The organism is Synechococcus sp. HK01-R, from assembly GCF_014217855.1.
Lineage (GTDB): Bacteria > Cyanobacteriota > Cyanobacteriia > PCC-6307 > Cyanobiaceae > Synechococcus_C.
The window spans coordinates 1,533,331-1,548,142 of sequence record NZ_CP059059.1 but is presented as its reverse complement, the minus strand read 5'-3'; the positions used below and the strand labels follow the sequence as shown (position 1 = coordinate 1,548,142).

Genomic DNA, 14,812 nt, shown 5'->3' with positions numbered 1-14,812 from the left:
GAACCATTGGATCGAAGATCAGCTGGATCGAGGATCAGCGACCTTCGAAGACCACGAAGCAAGCACCCTGGCTTTGGGTGTAGGCGTCGTAACCAACGATGCGCACGTGGTGGTCGGGATAAGCGCGATGGCAAGCCTCGAGCTCGCTGACCACAACATTGAGGTCCTTCTCACCGAAGAAGGGCAGCTTCCAATAGGACCAATACGTGGCCATGGAGTTGCTGGGGTGGACATGCTCGACGAGCGGGCTCCAACCCTGGGCAATGATGTAGGCGATCTGGTCGTAGATCTCGTCCTGGGTCATCGGCGGAAGAAAGCCGAAGGTCTCCAGGGTGGCGACTGTTTGGTAGTCACCCACGGTGCTCTGGAAAGGCATGGGGATCCTGGGTTACGGAATTGGTTGGACCGGATCTGTTGTTATCCGGCCGGAGTCATGACGAAGAACGGTGGGAGAACACCGATTGAGGTGCTCTCCCTGCCGATCAGTTCTGAACGTCGAGCTTGTCGACGGTGTCGAACTCGAACTTGATCTCCTTCCAGGTCTCGAGGGCGATGGCAAGCTCGGGGCTGTGCTTCGCGGCTTCCGTGAGGATGTCGCGGCTCTCCTTCTCGAGATGACGGCCGGCGTTGCGTGCCTTGACGCAGGCTTCGAGGGCCACACGGTTGGCAGCAGCACCTGCAGCGGAACCCCAGGGGTGACCATGGGTACCACCACCGAACTGCAGAACGGAGTCGTCACCGAAGATGGTGACCAGGGCGGGCATGTGCCACACGTGGATACCGCCGGAGGCGACGGCGAACACGCCAGGCATGGAACCCCAGTCCTGATCGAAGAAGTTGCCGCGGCTGCGATCTTCGGGAACGAAGGACTCACGCAGCTGGTCGATGTAGCCGAGGGTGGTCTGACGATCACCTTCCAGCTTGCCGACCACGGTGCCGGTGTGGAGCTGGTCACCACCGGACAGACGCAGACACTTGGCGAGAACGCGGAAGTGGATGCCGTGCTTGGGATGACGGTCGATCACCGCGTGCATGGCGCGGTGGATGTGGAGCAGCATGCCGTTCTTACGGCACCACTTCGAGAGACCGGTATTGGCAGTGAAGCCACCGGTGATGAAGTCGTGCATGATGATCGGCATCTTGAGTTCCTTAGCGAACTCAGCGCGCTCATACATCTCCTCAGGAGTGTTGGCGGTCACGTTGAGGTAGTGACCCTTACGCTCACCGGTTTCCTGCTCAGCCAGCTTGATGGCTTCCGCAACGAACTCGAAGCGGTTCTGCCAGCGCTGGAAGGGCTGGGAATTGATGTTCTCGTCGTCCTTGGTGAAGTCCAGACCGCCACGCAGGCACTCATAGACCACGCGACCGTAGTTCTTACCGCTCAGGCCGAGCTTCGGCTTGATGGTGCAGCCCAGCAGAGGACGGCCGTACTTGTTCATCCGATCGCGCTCGACCTGAATGCCGTTCGGCGGGCCGTAGCAGCTCTTGATGAACGCAATCGGGAAGCGGATGTCTTCCAGACGGAGGTGACGCAGGGCTTTGAAGCCGAACACGTTGCCGACCAAGGAGGTCAGCACGTTGGTGATGGAACCCTCTTCGAACAGATCGAGGGGGTAGGCAATGAACGCGTAGAAGGACTCCTTGTCACCAGGGACGTCTTCGATGCGATAGCAACGGCCTTTGTAGAAGTCGAGGTCGGTGAGGAGCTCGGACCACACAGTGGACCAGGTGCCGGTTGAGGATTCAGCAGCCACAGCAGCGGCGACTTCTTCCTTGGGCACACCTTCCTGGCCGGTGCACTTGAAGCAGGCCAGCAGGTCGGTGTCGAGGGGAACGTAATCAGGAGTCCAGTAAGTGTCTCTGTACTCCTTGACCCCAGCGTCGTACTTCTTGCTCATGGGAAAACTCCGTTAGGTCGGTGAAGGGATTTGAGAGGCGCGAGTTCGTCAAAAACTCAGCGGCAGATCTCAGTCCTTCTGACCCAGGAAGTTGCCGTTGCCCAGAGCAGGCTCCACTTCGCGGTGGGGGCGGGCAATGATGTGAGCAGCAACGAGGCCGTCGCCGACGCGCTCGCAAGCATCAGCACCAGCGCGCACAGCGGCGTTCACAGCGCCGGTCTCGCCACGCACCAGAACGGTGACGTAGCCGCCGCCGACGAACTCACGACCGATCAGGCGCACTTCAGCAGCCTTGGTCATGGCGTCAGCAGCTTCGATCGCGGGGACCAGGCCGCGGGTCTCGATCATGCCGAGAGCGATGCCCATGGTTTCGTTAGCCATTGCCTACCGGGAAAGGGGTGGAATGTTCGCCGCTGACATTGCTCTGCCGAAGCACCAAACGTCAAGCGATAGGAGGCGTTTTGAGCATCACAGTCCATAGTGAACGCTATAAGCAGGGCTAATCACCAAGGCTCCAACTGTTCGCTGACGCTGTTGGGGTTCATGTGAGCACCCCCGGACAGGCCGATGGCAAGAGCGCGCGCCAGACCTAGCTTCACATTTGGAGACAGTGCCCCGCGCCTGCGGGGGTGGAATGTTCAACCCGTTCTGGCTCCAACCTCGCGACGTGGAGAGATTCATACCGCTAAGCCACACAATGGATGCCTTCCGACCTGTTCAGGATTGGTTCGCCCTGTTTTGACCATTGCCAGTGGCAACCCCAACAAGGTTGCTGAGATCGTCTCGATGCTTGGCCCTCTCGCTCTCGAGGTGAGGCGTCAACCTGACGATCTTGATGTGGAAGAAACGGGAGCGACTTACCTCGAAAACGCCCGTCTGAAAGCAGTTGCGGCAGCACGCCGTACCGGATACTGGTCACTCGCAGACGACTCCGGCTTGGAGGTTGATGCGCTTGGAGGAGCCCCTGGTCTTTTCACTGCACGGCTGGCACCAACCGATTCCGAAAAGATCCAAAGGTTGCTTGAAGCTCTGGAAGGCGATCCTTACCGCAGCGCCTGCTTTCGTAGTGCGATGGTTCTCTGTTCACCAGAAGGGCAGTGCCTGGAAGAAGCGGAGGGAGTCTGCTGGGGGGAACTCCTCAAAGCACCGGCCTTCAGCGGCGGCGGCATTGAATCCCTGTTCTGGGTGCGCGAGGCCAACTGCAGCTACGGCGAACTAAATGGATCCCAGCTGGCTCGCCTTGGTAGCCGAGGAAAGGCAGCAAGAGCGCTGGCGCCACGCCTGCGGGAACGTCTCGGACTCAACCGGTGATCATCAACGCAGTGACGAGCGGCGGTTAATGAGCTCGATCGCCCGCATCGCTGCAGCAGCGGCCTCCTCCACGTCGCCCTCACGTCCGGCCAGAGTGAGCCGCCCGAACGCACCGACAGCTTTCACATCCACAAGTGTGATGTTGGAGGCTTTCTCCGCCTCATTGGCAGCGATCAAGACGTAGCCGGCGGGTTCGGTCTCAAGAATGAACATGCTCATCCCGGCCTCGATCATCGAGCCCCGGCGGTTCTGGCGGTTGATCAGCACTGCATGGTCGGGAGTGATCGCACGGATCACCTCCGTCCAGCTGACATCAGCCGGACTGCGCTGCTCGATCGAGCTACCAATGGCCTCGAGGACCACATCACCGGAATGGAGCACGGTGCTCTGATCGCGGTGATAGAGCGCCATCGAACCGAAGGCACGCTCCACGACCATCTGACCGAGGCGCACGTTGCTGGCCTTCAGGGCTATGTCCGTGACCCGATGCACGGCCATGCCAGGGGACACCTCCATCCACAGGCAGGCATCGCCGGGAATCGGAAGAAACCCCTGACTGACTGAACCCATGTAAGCCGCCAACTGAGGCTGGAGGGAATCGATAAAGACATGGGTCCGCAGTTCAATCGACTGCACATGACTGTTCTGTCGATTCAGACGGGGGGATTCGCTATCGGTGGTCACCACACAGCTCGGACCTCCAGCGGAGGGGTGAACCTCCGTGCCGGTGACGAGAGCGCTGCCTCCACGCCGCCGCTCCCGGGGATCGAAGCCGGCGAAACGAGTCATAGCCGGGATCTTACCGGAAGGTCATGAATAAAGGAGCTGCAAGCGCTTGCACACCGACAGGCAACCGATACCGTCCGGCCATCCGTTGTTTCGAACCATGGCGACCCCGGAGCTCAATGCCGAACAGGCTCTCGGCCTGGTGAGCTACACCCTGATGCAGCGCTTGGCCCATGAAGGGCAAGTGGACCTTCCCTGGCTGGACGCCCCGGCTGACGAAACCGCCGATTCCATTCGCCAGCTGCGCCAGCGCCTTGAACTCACGGCCCTCGCTGTGGAAACAGGTGCACCCCTTTCAACCGCAGAGGTGAGCCTGCTGCTCGGCGCCAGACCCGGTGCTGAAACAGTGGAACGAGGCGGCCTCCGTGCCCGTCGGGTCAGCCGCAACGTCTGGCGATTGACCCGAATCGAAAGCAGCGACAGCAAGTCGGGCGGCTTCAACGATGATCGTTTCCGCCGCCGTCTCTGAGATCAGGGCTTGGCTTTGTCTTGAGCGGCAGGCGCCTTGATCTCGACACACACCGTGGTCGCAGCCAGCTGTTCGCGGGCCGCGACCACCAGAGCAGTCTTACCCTTGAGCTGCTCGGCAGCCTGTTCGAGGGTCAGGTTTTTGTCTTGAGTGACAGATTGAATCGCCTTCTGGAAGAGCTGCACCTGACCGCGGTACTCCTTGACCTCAGCCTTATTGAGCTGTTCCTCCGCCCCTTCAAGCTTGCTAAGCGCTGCCTTGAGGGACTCACCGGCCTTCTCGGCATCAGCGATGGTCGACTGAGCGGTCAGGGAATTCACGCTTGCCACAGCCGCATCCACGTCGAGACGTGCCGCGCAAACGGCCTCGACACCTTGGGCCACTTTCACTTCATCCTTCACCGCCTTTTTTGCCGGGGATTGACAGGCAGCCAACGCCACAGTCCAAGCGAGAACCTCGGGCAGAACGCGCAGGGGAGACAAGGAAAGACGCCATGGATTGCGCTCGAACAGTAGGCACAAACAACCGATCGAACCCGCTCTGATCCCAAAGAGTTCCTGTGCCCAGAGGCTCCAGGCAGTTCCGGCGCCACCCTGAAGGAATCCACCTTTGCCCTGGGCGGAATGAGCGCCAACCTGTTGAAGGAGTCGGGGCCCCGTGAGGTGTTCTGCGGTCTCACCTCCATCGTCTGGCTGCATCGACGCATGCCAGATGCTTTTTTTCTCGTGGTGGGCTCACGCACCTGTGCCCACCTGATTCAAAGCGCTGCCGGCGTGATGATCTTCGCGGAACCGCGCTTCGGCACCGCCATTCTGAGCGAGCGAGATCTGGCCGGCCTGGCCGATGCCCAAGAGGAGCTGGATCGAGTTGCCAGAGAGCTTCTGCAACGCCGCCCCGAAATCCGCACCCTCTTTCTTGTGGGGTCTTGCCCCAGCGAAGTGATCAAACTCGATCTGGCCAGGGCCGCGGAACGACTCAACGAGGAACTCAGCGGTCGGGTGCAAGTGGTGAACTACTCCGGGAGCGGGATTGAGACGACCTTCACCCAGGGAGAGGACGGCGCCCTCGCAGCCCTGGTACCCATGCTTCCGACCAGTGATGAGAAGCAATTGCTGCTGGTGGGGACACTCGCCAATGCAGTGGAAGATCGCTTGATCACACTGTTCCAGCGCATGGGAATCGCGACGGTGCGCAGCCTCCCCCCCAGGCAGTCCACCGAGCTACCTCCCGTGGGCGAGGGCACACGCGTCCTGCTCTGCCAACCCTTTCTTGGCGATACCGCGCGCCGGCTCCGCGATCGGGGAGCCACCATCCTCGCGGCTCCTTACCCCTTAGGTGCGGAGGGAAGTCGTCTCTGGATGGAAGCGGCCGCTCAGGCCTGGGGCGTCGATCCACCAACCGTGAACGACATCCTTGATCCCTTGATGCAAAGAGCCAAGCAAGCCCTGGAGCCCCACCGGCGCAGATTGGCGGGACAGAGAATCTTTCTCTTGCCCGAATCCCAGCTGGAGATCCCCTTAGCGCGCTTTCTGCACAGGGAATGTGGCATGGAGCTGGTGGAGGTGGGCACGCCCTATCTGAATCGGGACCTGATGCAGGCGGAGCTGGACCTGCTGCCCGACGGCACTCGGGTGATGGAGGGACAGCACGTGGAACAACAACTGGATCGCGTGCGAGACAGCCGACCCGATCTCGTCGTCTGCGGCATGGGTCTGGCCAACCCCTTGGAAGCCGAAGGCATCGCCACCAAATGGTCGATCGAACTGGTCTTCAGCCCCATCCACGGCATCGACCAGGCCGGAGAGCTGGCAGAGCTCTTTTCCAGACCCCTTCAGCGCCACCAGCTGCTTCACCCCACAGCCCCCTAACCGATGGACCTCACTCTCTGGACCTATGAAGGGCCGCCCCATGTGGGGGCCATGCGCATCGCTGCCTCGATGGAGGGTGTGCACTACGTGCTTCACGCCCCTCAGGGCGACACCTATGCCGATCTGCTCTTCACCATGATCGAGCGGCGCGGCCGGCGCCCACCCGTCACCTACACCACGTTCCAGGCCCGCGACCTCGGCGGCGACACCGCCGAGCTGGTGAAGCGGCATGTGCGCGAAGCCGTCGCTCGCTTCAGGCCCGATGCCCTGCTGGTGGGGGAGAGCTGCACTGCCGAACTGATCCAGGACCAGCCAGGGGCCCTCGCCGCGGGCATGGGACTGGACTTACCCATCGTGAGCCTGGAACTTCCCGCCTACAGCAAGAAGGAGAACTGGGGTGCAGCGGAAACCCTGTATCAGCTGGTGCGCGGGTTACTCCTCCACAACGCCGCTGCCCAATCTCCTGGGGCTGCCAACCCTGGCCCCCAGGCCTGGAAAGAGCAGCAACGACGCCCCAGGGTGAACCTGATGGGCCCATCCCTCCTGGGCTTTCGCTGCCGGGATGACGTGCATGAGATCCGAGGACTGCTGGAGGACCACGGCATTGACGTTCAGGTCGTGCTGCCGATGGGAGCCTCCGTGGCTGATGTGATGCGACTGCCCGACGCGGACGCGAACATCTGCCTCTACCCGGAAATCGCTGAGCCCTGCTGCAGCTGGCTGGAGCGCAACTACGGCATCCCCTTCACACGCACTGTGCCGATCGGAATCGGGGCAACAACACAGTTCTTGCAGGAACTGCACGCACTGCTCGGCCTGGAGCCGCCGGATCCGGAGGAGGGAAGGCAGCGCTCGCGCTTGCCCTGGTATTCGGACTCCGTCGACTCCACTTACCTCACCGGCAAGCGGGTGTTCATTTTCGGCGACGGAAGCCATGTGCTGGCAGCGGCCCGGATCGCCCGACAGGAACTGGGCTTCCAGGTGGTGGGCCTGGGCACCTACAGCCGAGAGATGGCGCGACCGGTCCGGACGCTGGCGAAGGAGCTGGGCCTGGAAGCCTTGATCAGTGATGACTACCTAGCGGTGGAGGCCGCGATGGCGGAAGCGGCCCCTGAACTGGTGCTCGGGACCCAGATGGAACGTCATAGCGCCAAGCGACTGGGGATTCCCTGCGCCGTGATCAGCACACCAATGCATGTGCAGGACGTTCCAGCCCGCTACAGCCCACAGATGGGCTGGGAAGGAGCCAATGTGATCTTTGACACCTGGGTGCATCCGTTGATGATGGGCCTGGAGGAGCACCTGATCGGCATGTTCCGCCATGACTTTGAGTTTGTGGATGGCCACCAAAGCCATCTCGGTCATCTTGGCGGGTTGCAGGCAGGCCAAATGACGGCCGAAATCAGCGCTGACAGCGAGGAACAATCGACTGCAGCGCACTCACTAACCCTGCAATGGACTGCCGACGGAGAAGCGGAACTCAAGAAGATCCCCTTCTTCGTGCGCGGCAAGGTTCGTCGTAACACTGAGGCCTATGCCCGGGAAAGCGGGCGGAAGGAGATCAACAGTGAAACCCTGTATGACGCCAAGGCCCACTTCAGTGCATGAGCACGAGGATGCGCAGCGATTCATGCAAGAAATACCTAGGTAGAAACCACCAGAGAATCTGTGATTACTGTCGGCAAATGCACACTCCTCAACCTGTTATGTCATTTCCAGATCGATTACCTGCAATCCACCCCTGCTGCAGTTCAATGAAAACAAGTGGTTCTTTCCAATGACAACAACCCTGAGCAGGCCTGCCGATGGTGAAGGCAGCGTGCAGGTCCACCAGGATGCCTCGGTGAGCATCCAGGAGGGGGCTCTGGTCATTGCCGTTTATGGCAAAGGGGGAATCGGCAAATCGACCACGTCCTCCAATCTCTCCGCTGCCTTTTCCAAGCTGGGCAAACGGGTGCTTCAGATCGGGTGCGACCCCAAACATGACAGCACCTTCACCCTCACCCACCGCATGGTGCCAACGGTGATCGACATCCTTGAGGAGGTTGACTTTCACAGCGAAGAACTACGGCCGGAAGATTTTGTCTTCACGGGATTCAATGGCGTGCAATGCGTGGAAAGCGGGGGGCCTCCTGCCGGTACGGGCTGTGGTGGTTACGTGACCGGACAGACCGTGAAGCTGCTGAAGGAGCACCACCTTCTGGAAGACACCGATGTGGTGATCTTTGATGTGCTCGGGGACGTGGTGTGTGGTGGCTTCGCAGCCCCCTTGCAACATGCCAACTACTGCCTGATTGTCACCGCCAACGATTTTGATTCGATCTTCGCGATGAACCGAATCGTGGCGGCGATTCAAGCCAAGGCAAAGAACTACAAGGTGCGCCTTGGTGGAGTGGTTGCCAACCGCTCAGCTGACACCGACCAGATCGACAAATTCAATGCGCGCACTGGCCTTCGCACCATGGCCCACTTCCGCGACGTGGATGCGATCAGGCGCTCACGCCTGAAGAAATGCACCATCTTCGAAATGGACGACAGCGACCCAGCCGTGAAGGAGGTCCAGAACGAATACCTCAACCTCGCCCAGGCGATGCTCGACAAGGTGGAACCCTTGGAGGCCGAGCCTCTCAAGGATCGGGAGATCTTCGATCTGCTCGGCTTCGACTGAGCTCAGCTTTCCACCGCGGAGCGGCCCACAAGCTCCATCGACAGATCCCAGACCCGTTCAGCGGTTGAGGGGTCCGTGGCCTTGTCCGAGAGCTCTTGGCTGAACTGACGGCCATCTTTTTTCTGGCGATTGCCCCAGCTCCAGTGCACCCCGGAAACAGCAAACTCCGGATCAGCAACCACCTGGGCCACCCGCTCACCAGCCAAGGCCTGACTGACATAGCCGCCGGTGATGTTTTTCTGAAACCAGGGAAAAATGGTCTGGAACGCCTTCGGTGTGTTGCGGAACAAAGGGGTATCCGCCACACAGCCCGGGTAGAGCGAACTGAACACGATTCCTGTCCCCTCATGAAGCCGACGATGCAGCTCCTGGGTCGTGATCATGTTGCAGAGCTTGCTGTCTTTGTAGGCTTTTCCAGGCTTGAAAGCTTTGCCGCTGGCCATGCTGATCGGGGCCTGAAAACCCTGCTCGAACCCTGAGAGATCACCAAGATCAGCGGGTGCAGGAATTGGAATCTTGCCTCCAAGTTCTTTGGAATTGGCGGTGACGGTGCCGAGGATCACCACCCGGCGTGACGGATGACTGGAGGCCTTCAGGGACTCCATGAGCATCTGAATCAGGAGGAAATGGCCAAGGTGGTTCGTGGCCATGGAAATTTCGTACCCCTGGGGTGAACGCTCGGGCTGCTTGAGGCGAGGCTTGTAAACCGCCGCATTGCAGACGAGGGCGTCCAACTCACCGGACAGGGAAGCCACGAGAGTCTCAACACCAGCACGCACACTCTCGAGATCGCCAAAGTCGATGCGCAGGTGATTCAGCGGTCGGGAATCAATGCCGAGAGCATCCGCAGCCTCGGCAGCTCGAACAGGGTCACGGTTGGCAGTCACAACCCGCCAACCCCGATCCACCATCGCCTTGGCGGCATTGAGTCCGACCCCGGACGTGGTGCCAGTGATCAACACGGTTCCAGGTGTGCCGGCCTGGACACCGGAAGGAATTGATGGGGCAGCCATCAGAGCGATTCTTGCGACTCAGGGGAGTCAAGCTAAGCGGGGGGAGCCCCCCCCAAGACCCCAGCAAAGAGGGAGTGCAACAGTTGGCGGATCAGCGCCAGATCACCCTCAACCGATTGGGCTCGATCCACTGATCCTGCTCATCCATGAGTCGGCGGTCACCGCCAAGGCTGAAGAGACGATCAAAGCGTTGCTGCAGTCCGTGGAGCTTGCTGGTCTCCACGTCAACAACTGCAGCCAGCTCACCATGACGATCGAGCCGTTGTTGATAAGCCAAGGAGAGCTTCACAAGGCTGACCGTCCCAAGGGCAATCAAACCAACTTTCACAGCCAGCGCGAGGGCACTGCAGACCATCTCCCTGCGCTCAGCCTCGAGCTGGAGGTCAGAGGCAATGCTTGCAGCATCAGCAGGACCGCCTGCAGTGGTGACCGATGGACGACCGCGAAGCGATCGGCTTGATTGAGCCAGGGAGGAGGCCACCGCTTGAGTTCAGATGCCCGCTTGTAACGCAGCAAACATCAGTTGACTAGGCCTCCCCAGATGCATTCAGGCGCGATAGAGGCTGACGCACAGACGCACGGCCAGCACACCGGCGTGAGCCGCCACCACAAGAGCGATCAGCACTTCAGCCTGGGTGAGGGAGCTGGCCATGATTGTCGGGGAAAAGCCTTTCCATTCTTCCTGCATTGCCGCACAGGACGCCATCATTCGCAAAGGCCTGTCACACCATCCATGTCTGTGCTGATCTCGGAGGAGGCGATCCGCCGCCTGGATCTTGCTCCCCTCTCCGAATGGCTGGCGTTACCTCTGAAGGATCGACTCGAAGCCGGTGCTGTTTTAACGCTGGAGTACGTCTGGCCCCGAGAGTCGGAGGATCCCCGGGAGCTGAGCGAATGCCCAGAGCCAAGGCTTTGGGCGCTTCGTGCGGATGGCCGCTGCCCCTGGCTACCGCTGCTCCTCGACCGGAACAGCGGCTCCCTCGCTCAGCACGTGGCGATGCTCGTTCCCCATCACTTCAGCCGCAGCGAAGGTCTTCGCTTCGATCCCCAGGCCCTGGAGCTCTGGATCACCCAACGCTTGATGCTGCTGGATGACCTCACCAAGCAAAGGGGCGAGAGCCAGCGCGGCAATCTCACCCAGATGGCCCAAAGCCTTGGCTACGAGCTGGAACCCGCCTTCTGGGCCCTGCTGGATCAAGCGTGATCCAGGAGCGCAAGCATCAGCGCCCTGCGACCGCTATCAAAAGCCAGCAGTAAGGAAAGGGCTCGGAGCATCCAGGCGAGCCTGGCCCCGCCGACCCGATCGAGCCGGGAGGCACTCCACTGAGCCGCCAGAGCCGCCACTCCCCCCAGCACCAGACCAAGCAGGGGGACCCCCCGCCCCATCTCCAGAAACTGCAGGGATGCGGCACTGGCTGAACAGGCCACCGCGAGGGTGCTGAAACGAATCGCCAGATGAATCGGCACAGAGAGTCCCCGCACCATCAAGGGCACCATCACAAGTCCGCCCCCGAGTCCCAATAATCCACCAGCCAGGCCGGCCACGCCGCCGATGGCTGCCATCCCGACCAGGGGTTCTCGTGCATCAGAGCGCGTCTCAGGACCGGCATGATCTGCCTGGATCATGAGTGCCAACAGCAGATACAGAAGAGCCTGTAGTGCCAGGAGGTGCCAGCCGGCCGCAAAGCGACCGAGGCGGCTGAAGAGGAGTGCCGCCACGAAGGCGGCCAGACCCAAGACGAACCCGGCTCGGCCTGGGAGCCCCCTGGCGCGAAGGTGGGTGAGCGTGCCCCCGAGAGCCGTGGGCACAATTGCGAAGGTGCTGGTGGCTAACGCTTGATGGGGACTCAGCCCCATCCAGAGGAGCAGAGGCGCGAAGATCAACCCGCCACCAATTCCCAGCAGACCGGCCAGCAGGCCAGCGAGCAGCCCGAGGGGCAGCACCAGCAGCAGATCCCCGAGCTCCATGCCGATCCTTTCAACCACCGCATCCTGCCGACCCATGCCCGCCGGACAGGGCTGGACGCTTCCGTTTCTGGAGCTGGACGGGCCCAGTCAGATGGCTCTGGACCGCTGGCTGCTCGAGCAGAGCGTGACCTCCGGAACGAAAAGCCCAGTGCTTCGCTTTTACGGTTGGAAGGGCCCCTGGCTTTCCCTGGGTCGCCACCAGGTCGCGACGCCGCCCCACTGGCAGGCCCTGGCGGATGCAGGTGTCATCAAGCTCGTGCGACGGCCCAGTGGCGGCGGCGCCGTGCTCCACTCCGGAGGGCTGACCTACGCACTGATCTGGCCGGGTGCCCCCCGCCAGCGGCGCGAGGCTTACCGGCAGACATCGACCTGGCTAATCGACAGCTTCCAAAGCCTGGGTCACACGCTTGAGCCCGGCCGATCTGCGGCCACTGCAAGGCTGCAGAACTGCTTTGCTGGCGCCAGTGCAGCGGACCTGGTGGACCGTGAACCTCACAACAGTGAAGCTCACAAACGGATCGGTAGTGCTCAGTACTGGCTGCATGGACACCTGCTCCAGCACGGTGAGATCGTGCTTCAGCCCCCAGCTGATCTCTGGGAGACGCTGTTCGACAGCACTCCCCCCGCCCCGCTGGAAGCATTAACCCAACAAGAGCTGATCACCGCCCTCACCCAAACACTGCAGAACCGTTGGCCGGAGGTCCATTGGCATGGGCAAACCCTTGGGGATGATGCCTGGCAACAGGTGAAGTCGGCTAGCGGGAACTACCGCCTGGCCTGAGCATCCACCGGAACTTCAGGGTCCTCCTCCAGGAGTCCCGAGGCCCGCATGGTCTCCACGGCCTGCACAAGCGGAAGTCCAAAGGGATAAATGTTCTGGCGCCTGGCGGCCTCAAGCAGCGAGGGCGGCAGGCGCAGAGACAGGGCTTTGAGCACCGCTTCCCCCACATCACAGCGATCGATCGTGCCCCCGGGCAGTCCTGCCCGATTCATCACGAGCAGGCGGCCCTCCGCACTGCTCTCCAAGGCCAGAACCGCCCTCCAGAGAGGAGCGGTGTCAGCGATCGAGGGAAGATCCTCCAGCGGGCGCAGATGATCCCCCAGCCGCTGTCGATCCCACTGCTGCACGGGCAGATCCCTGAGGGGGGCATCGGTGACATAGCCAACCCAGCGCCCGGATCGGGTAATCAGCACCCAGTCACCCACAGAGTCCGTCCCGTCATTCGCGCCGGAGGAAGCCAGGCGCAGCTGACTGAGGCGTCTGAGGGTCTGATCAAACTCAAGCACCCGGAAGCGGCGGCTGCTGGCATCAGCAACGGTGATGCGACGCAGCACGTGCTGAAGAGCGAGAACCTGACCCTGGCTGCGGGAGGCCCCGAGACCAAACCAGCCCAGCATCACCAACCAGAGTGCCCCAAGACCGCCGCCCCGCAGAAACATCCAGGCTCCCATCACCATCGCAAACAAGGAGAGGGTTCGCCCCGTGGCACTGGCCACCTGGATGCCCTTGCGCTGACTGCCGGTCCACTGCCACACGAGGGCCTTGAGAATCAACCCACCATCAAGGGGAAGTCCTGGCAGCAGATTGAACAGCGCCAGCACCAAATTGAGGGCACCGAGCTGACCGACCAGATTGCCGAGCAGAGGATTGAGGTGTCCGGCCGGGTGAATGGATAACAACAGCAGGGCCGCAAGGCCGAGGCTGACCAAGGGGCCGGCAGCAGCGACCCGCAGGGTGCCCATGGGGGTCGAGCACTCGCGTTCGACACTGGCAACACCGCCCAACAGGAAGAGCGTGATGCTGCGCACCTTGACCCCCTCCTGCAGCGCGACCAGGGAGTGGCCGAGTTCGTGGAGCAGCACCGAAACGAACAGAAGCAGCGCCGTCACAAGGCCGAGCAACCAGCTGAGCCAAGCTCCAGCTGCCTGCGCAGCAGGCTGAGTGGCCACCTGGTTCTGAAACGCCAGGGTGGCCAGCATCAAGATGAGAAACCAACTGGGGTGGACCCGTATGGGGATGCCCCGAATCCTCATCAACTGCCAGCCTTCACCCACGAAACCCTCCACCGGGCAGTTCAAGATCCCGGGCTGTTCAAAATCCCGAGTTGATTCAATCCTAGAAACTGTGCCCGTCATGCCCAAGCGACGCCCGAACCTGAAGATCTGTGGCCTGAAGGACCCACAGCAGGCCCACGCAGTCGCAGCCATGGGTGTGGAGGCGATCGGTGTGATTGGAGTACCGGAATCCCCGAGACACCTGAATGCAACGGAACGCCGTGAATTGTTCGCTGGCCTTCAGAGGTCGTTCCCAGACCTGGAGCGGGTCTGGGTGGTCGCCAACCTCGACGATGCCGCGTTAGCAGCGGCTCTCTGCGGTGACGGCGCACCGAGCGTGGTGCAGCTGCATGGAGGCGAATCGGCTGAACGCTGCCGCAGCTTGCGGCAGCGTCACCCTGAGGTGCGCTGGTGGAAAGCCATGCGGATCCGGGAGCCAGCGGATCTGGAGCAACTCGCCGCCTACGAGGACTGCGTTGATGCCCTACTGCTCGACGCCTGGAGCCCTGAGCAGCTCGGTGGTACCGGGCATCGCCTGAATCTCGACTGGCTCCAGACCCTACAAAGCCTGCGTCCGTCCAGCCTGCCCTGGTGGCTGGCCGGGGGGATCAGTGCGGAGTGGATCCCAGACCTGCTGGAACGCGTTCAGCCCGATGGACTGGATGCCTCCAGTCGCCTGGAAATTTCCCCGGGCTTGAAAGACCTTCAAAAAGTGCAGGCCCTGGTTGACGCCATCGGGAGCAACCAGGGATAGCTTGAGCGCCCAACCTCTTTTG

The 14,812-nt window shown here is 61.5% G+C and carries 18 protein-coding genes; 8 read left to right on the top strand and 10 right to left on the bottom strand.

Annotation, left to right across the window (positions count from 1 at the left end; all coding sequences use genetic code 11):
- Window positions 1-34: 34 nt before the first annotated feature.
- The 3 genes from H0O21_RS08285 to H0O21_RS08275 all read right to left on the bottom strand — a co-directional run bounded on the left by H0O21_RS08285 (window position 35) and on the right by H0O21_RS08275 (window position 2,279).
- Window positions 35-376 carry a ribulose bisphosphate carboxylase small subunit gene (locus H0O21_RS08285; protein ID WP_006043651.1) on the bottom strand — a complete coding sequence of 114 codons (342 nt, stop codon included), beginning with the start codon at window positions 374-376 and terminating at the stop codon, window positions 35-37.
- A gap of 106 nt (window positions 377-482) precedes the next feature.
- Window positions 483-1,898 carry a form I ribulose bisphosphate carboxylase large subunit gene (locus H0O21_RS08280; RefSeq protein ID WP_131454437.1) on the bottom strand — a complete coding sequence of 472 codons (1,416 nt, stop codon included), beginning with the start codon at window positions 1,896-1,898 and terminating at the stop codon, window positions 483-485.
- A gap of 69 nt (window positions 1,899-1,967) precedes the next feature.
- The gene (locus H0O21_RS08275) at window positions 1,968-2,279 is read right to left on the bottom strand and encodes a BMC domain-containing protein (protein ID WP_006169870.1); all 312 of its coding nucleotides are present in this window, start codon (window positions 2,277-2,279) and stop codon (window positions 1,968-1,970) included.
- Window positions 2,280-2,621: 342 nt separating this feature from the next.
- Here H0O21_RS08275 and H0O21_RS08270 point away from each other — a divergent pair, with 342 nt between their 5' ends.
- Window positions 2,622-3,209 (top strand): non-canonical purine NTP pyrophosphatase, encoded by a 588-nt coding sequence (locus tag H0O21_RS08270; protein ID WP_255440948.1) that lies wholly within the window; start codon window positions 2,622-2,624, stop codon window positions 3,207-3,209.
- Window positions 3,210-3,212: 3 nt separating this feature from the next.
- On the opposite strand, the gene H0O21_RS08265 is transcribed toward H0O21_RS08270, so the two are convergent.
- Window positions 3,213-3,998, bottom strand: a complete 786-nt coding sequence (locus tag H0O21_RS08265) for a BMC domain-containing protein (protein WP_131454439.1) — start codon at window positions 3,996-3,998, stop codon at window positions 3,213-3,215.
- A 97-nt stretch (window positions 3,999-4,095) separates the two neighbouring features.
- On the opposite strand from H0O21_RS08265, the gene H0O21_RS08260 reads away from it, so the two are divergent.
- Complete coding sequence (locus H0O21_RS08260) at window positions 4,096-4,464, top strand: hypothetical protein (protein WP_131454440.1); 369 nt, start codon at window positions 4,096-4,098, stop codon at window positions 4,462-4,464.
- Window positions 4,465-4,466: 2 nt separating this feature from the next.
- Here H0O21_RS08260 and H0O21_RS08255 read toward each other — a convergent pair whose 3' ends face one another.
- On the bottom strand, window positions 4,467-4,946 hold the full coding sequence (locus tag H0O21_RS08255; RefSeq protein WP_185189334.1) for a hypothetical protein: 480 nt from the start codon (window positions 4,944-4,946) through the stop codon (window positions 4,467-4,469).
- 141 nt (window positions 4,947-5,087) lie between these two features.
- On the opposite strand from H0O21_RS08255, the gene H0O21_RS08250 reads away from it, so the two are divergent.
- The 3 genes from H0O21_RS08250 (at window position 5,088) to bchL (ending at window position 9,000) form a co-directional block, all read left to right on the top strand.
- Entirely contained in the window at window positions 5,088-6,332 is a 1,245-nt protein-coding gene (locus H0O21_RS08250) for a ferredoxin:protochlorophyllide reductase (ATP-dependent) subunit N (protein ID WP_185189333.1), read from the top strand.
- 3 nt (window positions 6,333-6,335) lie between these two features.
- The gene (locus tag H0O21_RS08245; RefSeq protein WP_185189332.1) at window positions 6,336-7,940 is read left to right on the top strand and encodes a ferredoxin:protochlorophyllide reductase (ATP-dependent) subunit B; all 1,605 of its coding nucleotides are present in this window, start codon (window positions 6,336-6,338) and stop codon (window positions 7,938-7,940) included.
- Window positions 7,941-8,109: 169 nt separating this feature from the next.
- Complete coding sequence (gene bchL / locus H0O21_RS08240; protein WP_131454444.1) at window positions 8,110-9,000, top strand: ferredoxin:protochlorophyllide reductase (ATP-dependent) iron-sulfur ATP-binding protein; 891 nt, start codon at window positions 8,110-8,112, stop codon at window positions 8,998-9,000.
- Between the two features lie 2 nt (window positions 9,001-9,002).
- Here bchL and H0O21_RS08235 read toward each other — a convergent pair whose 3' ends face one another.
- From H0O21_RS08235 to psaM, 3 genes are all read right to left on the bottom strand, one after another.
- The gene (locus H0O21_RS08235) at window positions 9,003-10,013 is read right to left on the bottom strand and encodes a protochlorophyllide reductase (protein ID WP_185189331.1); all 1,011 of its coding nucleotides are present in this window, start codon (window positions 10,011-10,013) and stop codon (window positions 9,003-9,005) included.
- A 91-nt stretch (window positions 10,014-10,104) separates the two neighbouring features.
- Window positions 10,105-10,494 carry a hypothetical protein gene (locus H0O21_RS08230; protein ID WP_255440947.1) on the bottom strand — a complete coding sequence of 130 codons (390 nt, stop codon included), beginning with the start codon at window positions 10,492-10,494 and terminating at the stop codon, window positions 10,105-10,107.
- Between the two features lie 66 nt (window positions 10,495-10,560).
- On the bottom strand, window positions 10,561-10,665 hold the full coding sequence (gene psaM, locus H0O21_RS08225; protein WP_007101959.1) for a photosystem I reaction center subunit XII: 105 nt from the start codon (window positions 10,663-10,665) through the stop codon (window positions 10,561-10,563).
- Between the two features lie 81 nt (window positions 10,666-10,746).
- On the opposite strand from psaM, the gene H0O21_RS08220 reads away from it, so the two are divergent.
- Window positions 10,747-11,217 carry a CRR6 family NdhI maturation factor gene (locus H0O21_RS08220; protein ID WP_131454446.1) on the top strand — a complete coding sequence of 157 codons (471 nt, stop codon included), beginning with the start codon at window positions 10,747-10,749 and terminating at the stop codon, window positions 11,215-11,217.
- On the opposite strand, the gene H0O21_RS08215 is transcribed toward H0O21_RS08220, so the two are convergent.
- The gene (locus H0O21_RS08215) at window positions 11,208-11,981 is read right to left on the bottom strand and encodes a sulfite exporter TauE/SafE family protein (protein WP_185190944.1); all 774 of its coding nucleotides are present in this window, start codon (window positions 11,979-11,981) and stop codon (window positions 11,208-11,210) included. The two genes, H0O21_RS08220 and H0O21_RS08215, sit on opposite strands and share 10 nt — an antisense overlap.
- A gap of 34 nt (window positions 11,982-12,015) precedes the next feature.
- Here H0O21_RS08215 and H0O21_RS08210 point away from each other — a divergent pair, with 34 nt between their 5' ends.
- Window positions 12,016-12,762 (top strand): lipoate--protein ligase family protein, encoded by a 747-nt coding sequence (locus H0O21_RS08210; RefSeq protein WP_255440946.1) that lies wholly within the window; start codon window positions 12,016-12,018, stop codon window positions 12,760-12,762.
- On the opposite strand, the gene H0O21_RS08205 is transcribed toward H0O21_RS08210, so the two are convergent.
- Complete coding sequence (locus H0O21_RS08205; RefSeq protein ID WP_185190945.1) at window positions 12,747-14,036, bottom strand: site-2 protease family protein; 1,290 nt, start codon at window positions 14,034-14,036, stop codon at window positions 12,747-12,749. The genes H0O21_RS08210 and H0O21_RS08205 overlap by 16 nt on opposite strands.
- A gap of 79 nt (window positions 14,037-14,115) precedes the next feature.
- On the opposite strand from H0O21_RS08205, the gene H0O21_RS08200 reads away from it, so the two are divergent.
- Window positions 14,116-14,790 (top strand): phosphoribosylanthranilate isomerase, encoded by a 675-nt coding sequence (locus tag H0O21_RS08200; protein WP_185189329.1) that lies wholly within the window; start codon window positions 14,116-14,118, stop codon window positions 14,788-14,790.
- The last annotated feature ends 22 nt before the right edge of the window (window positions 14,791-14,812 follow it).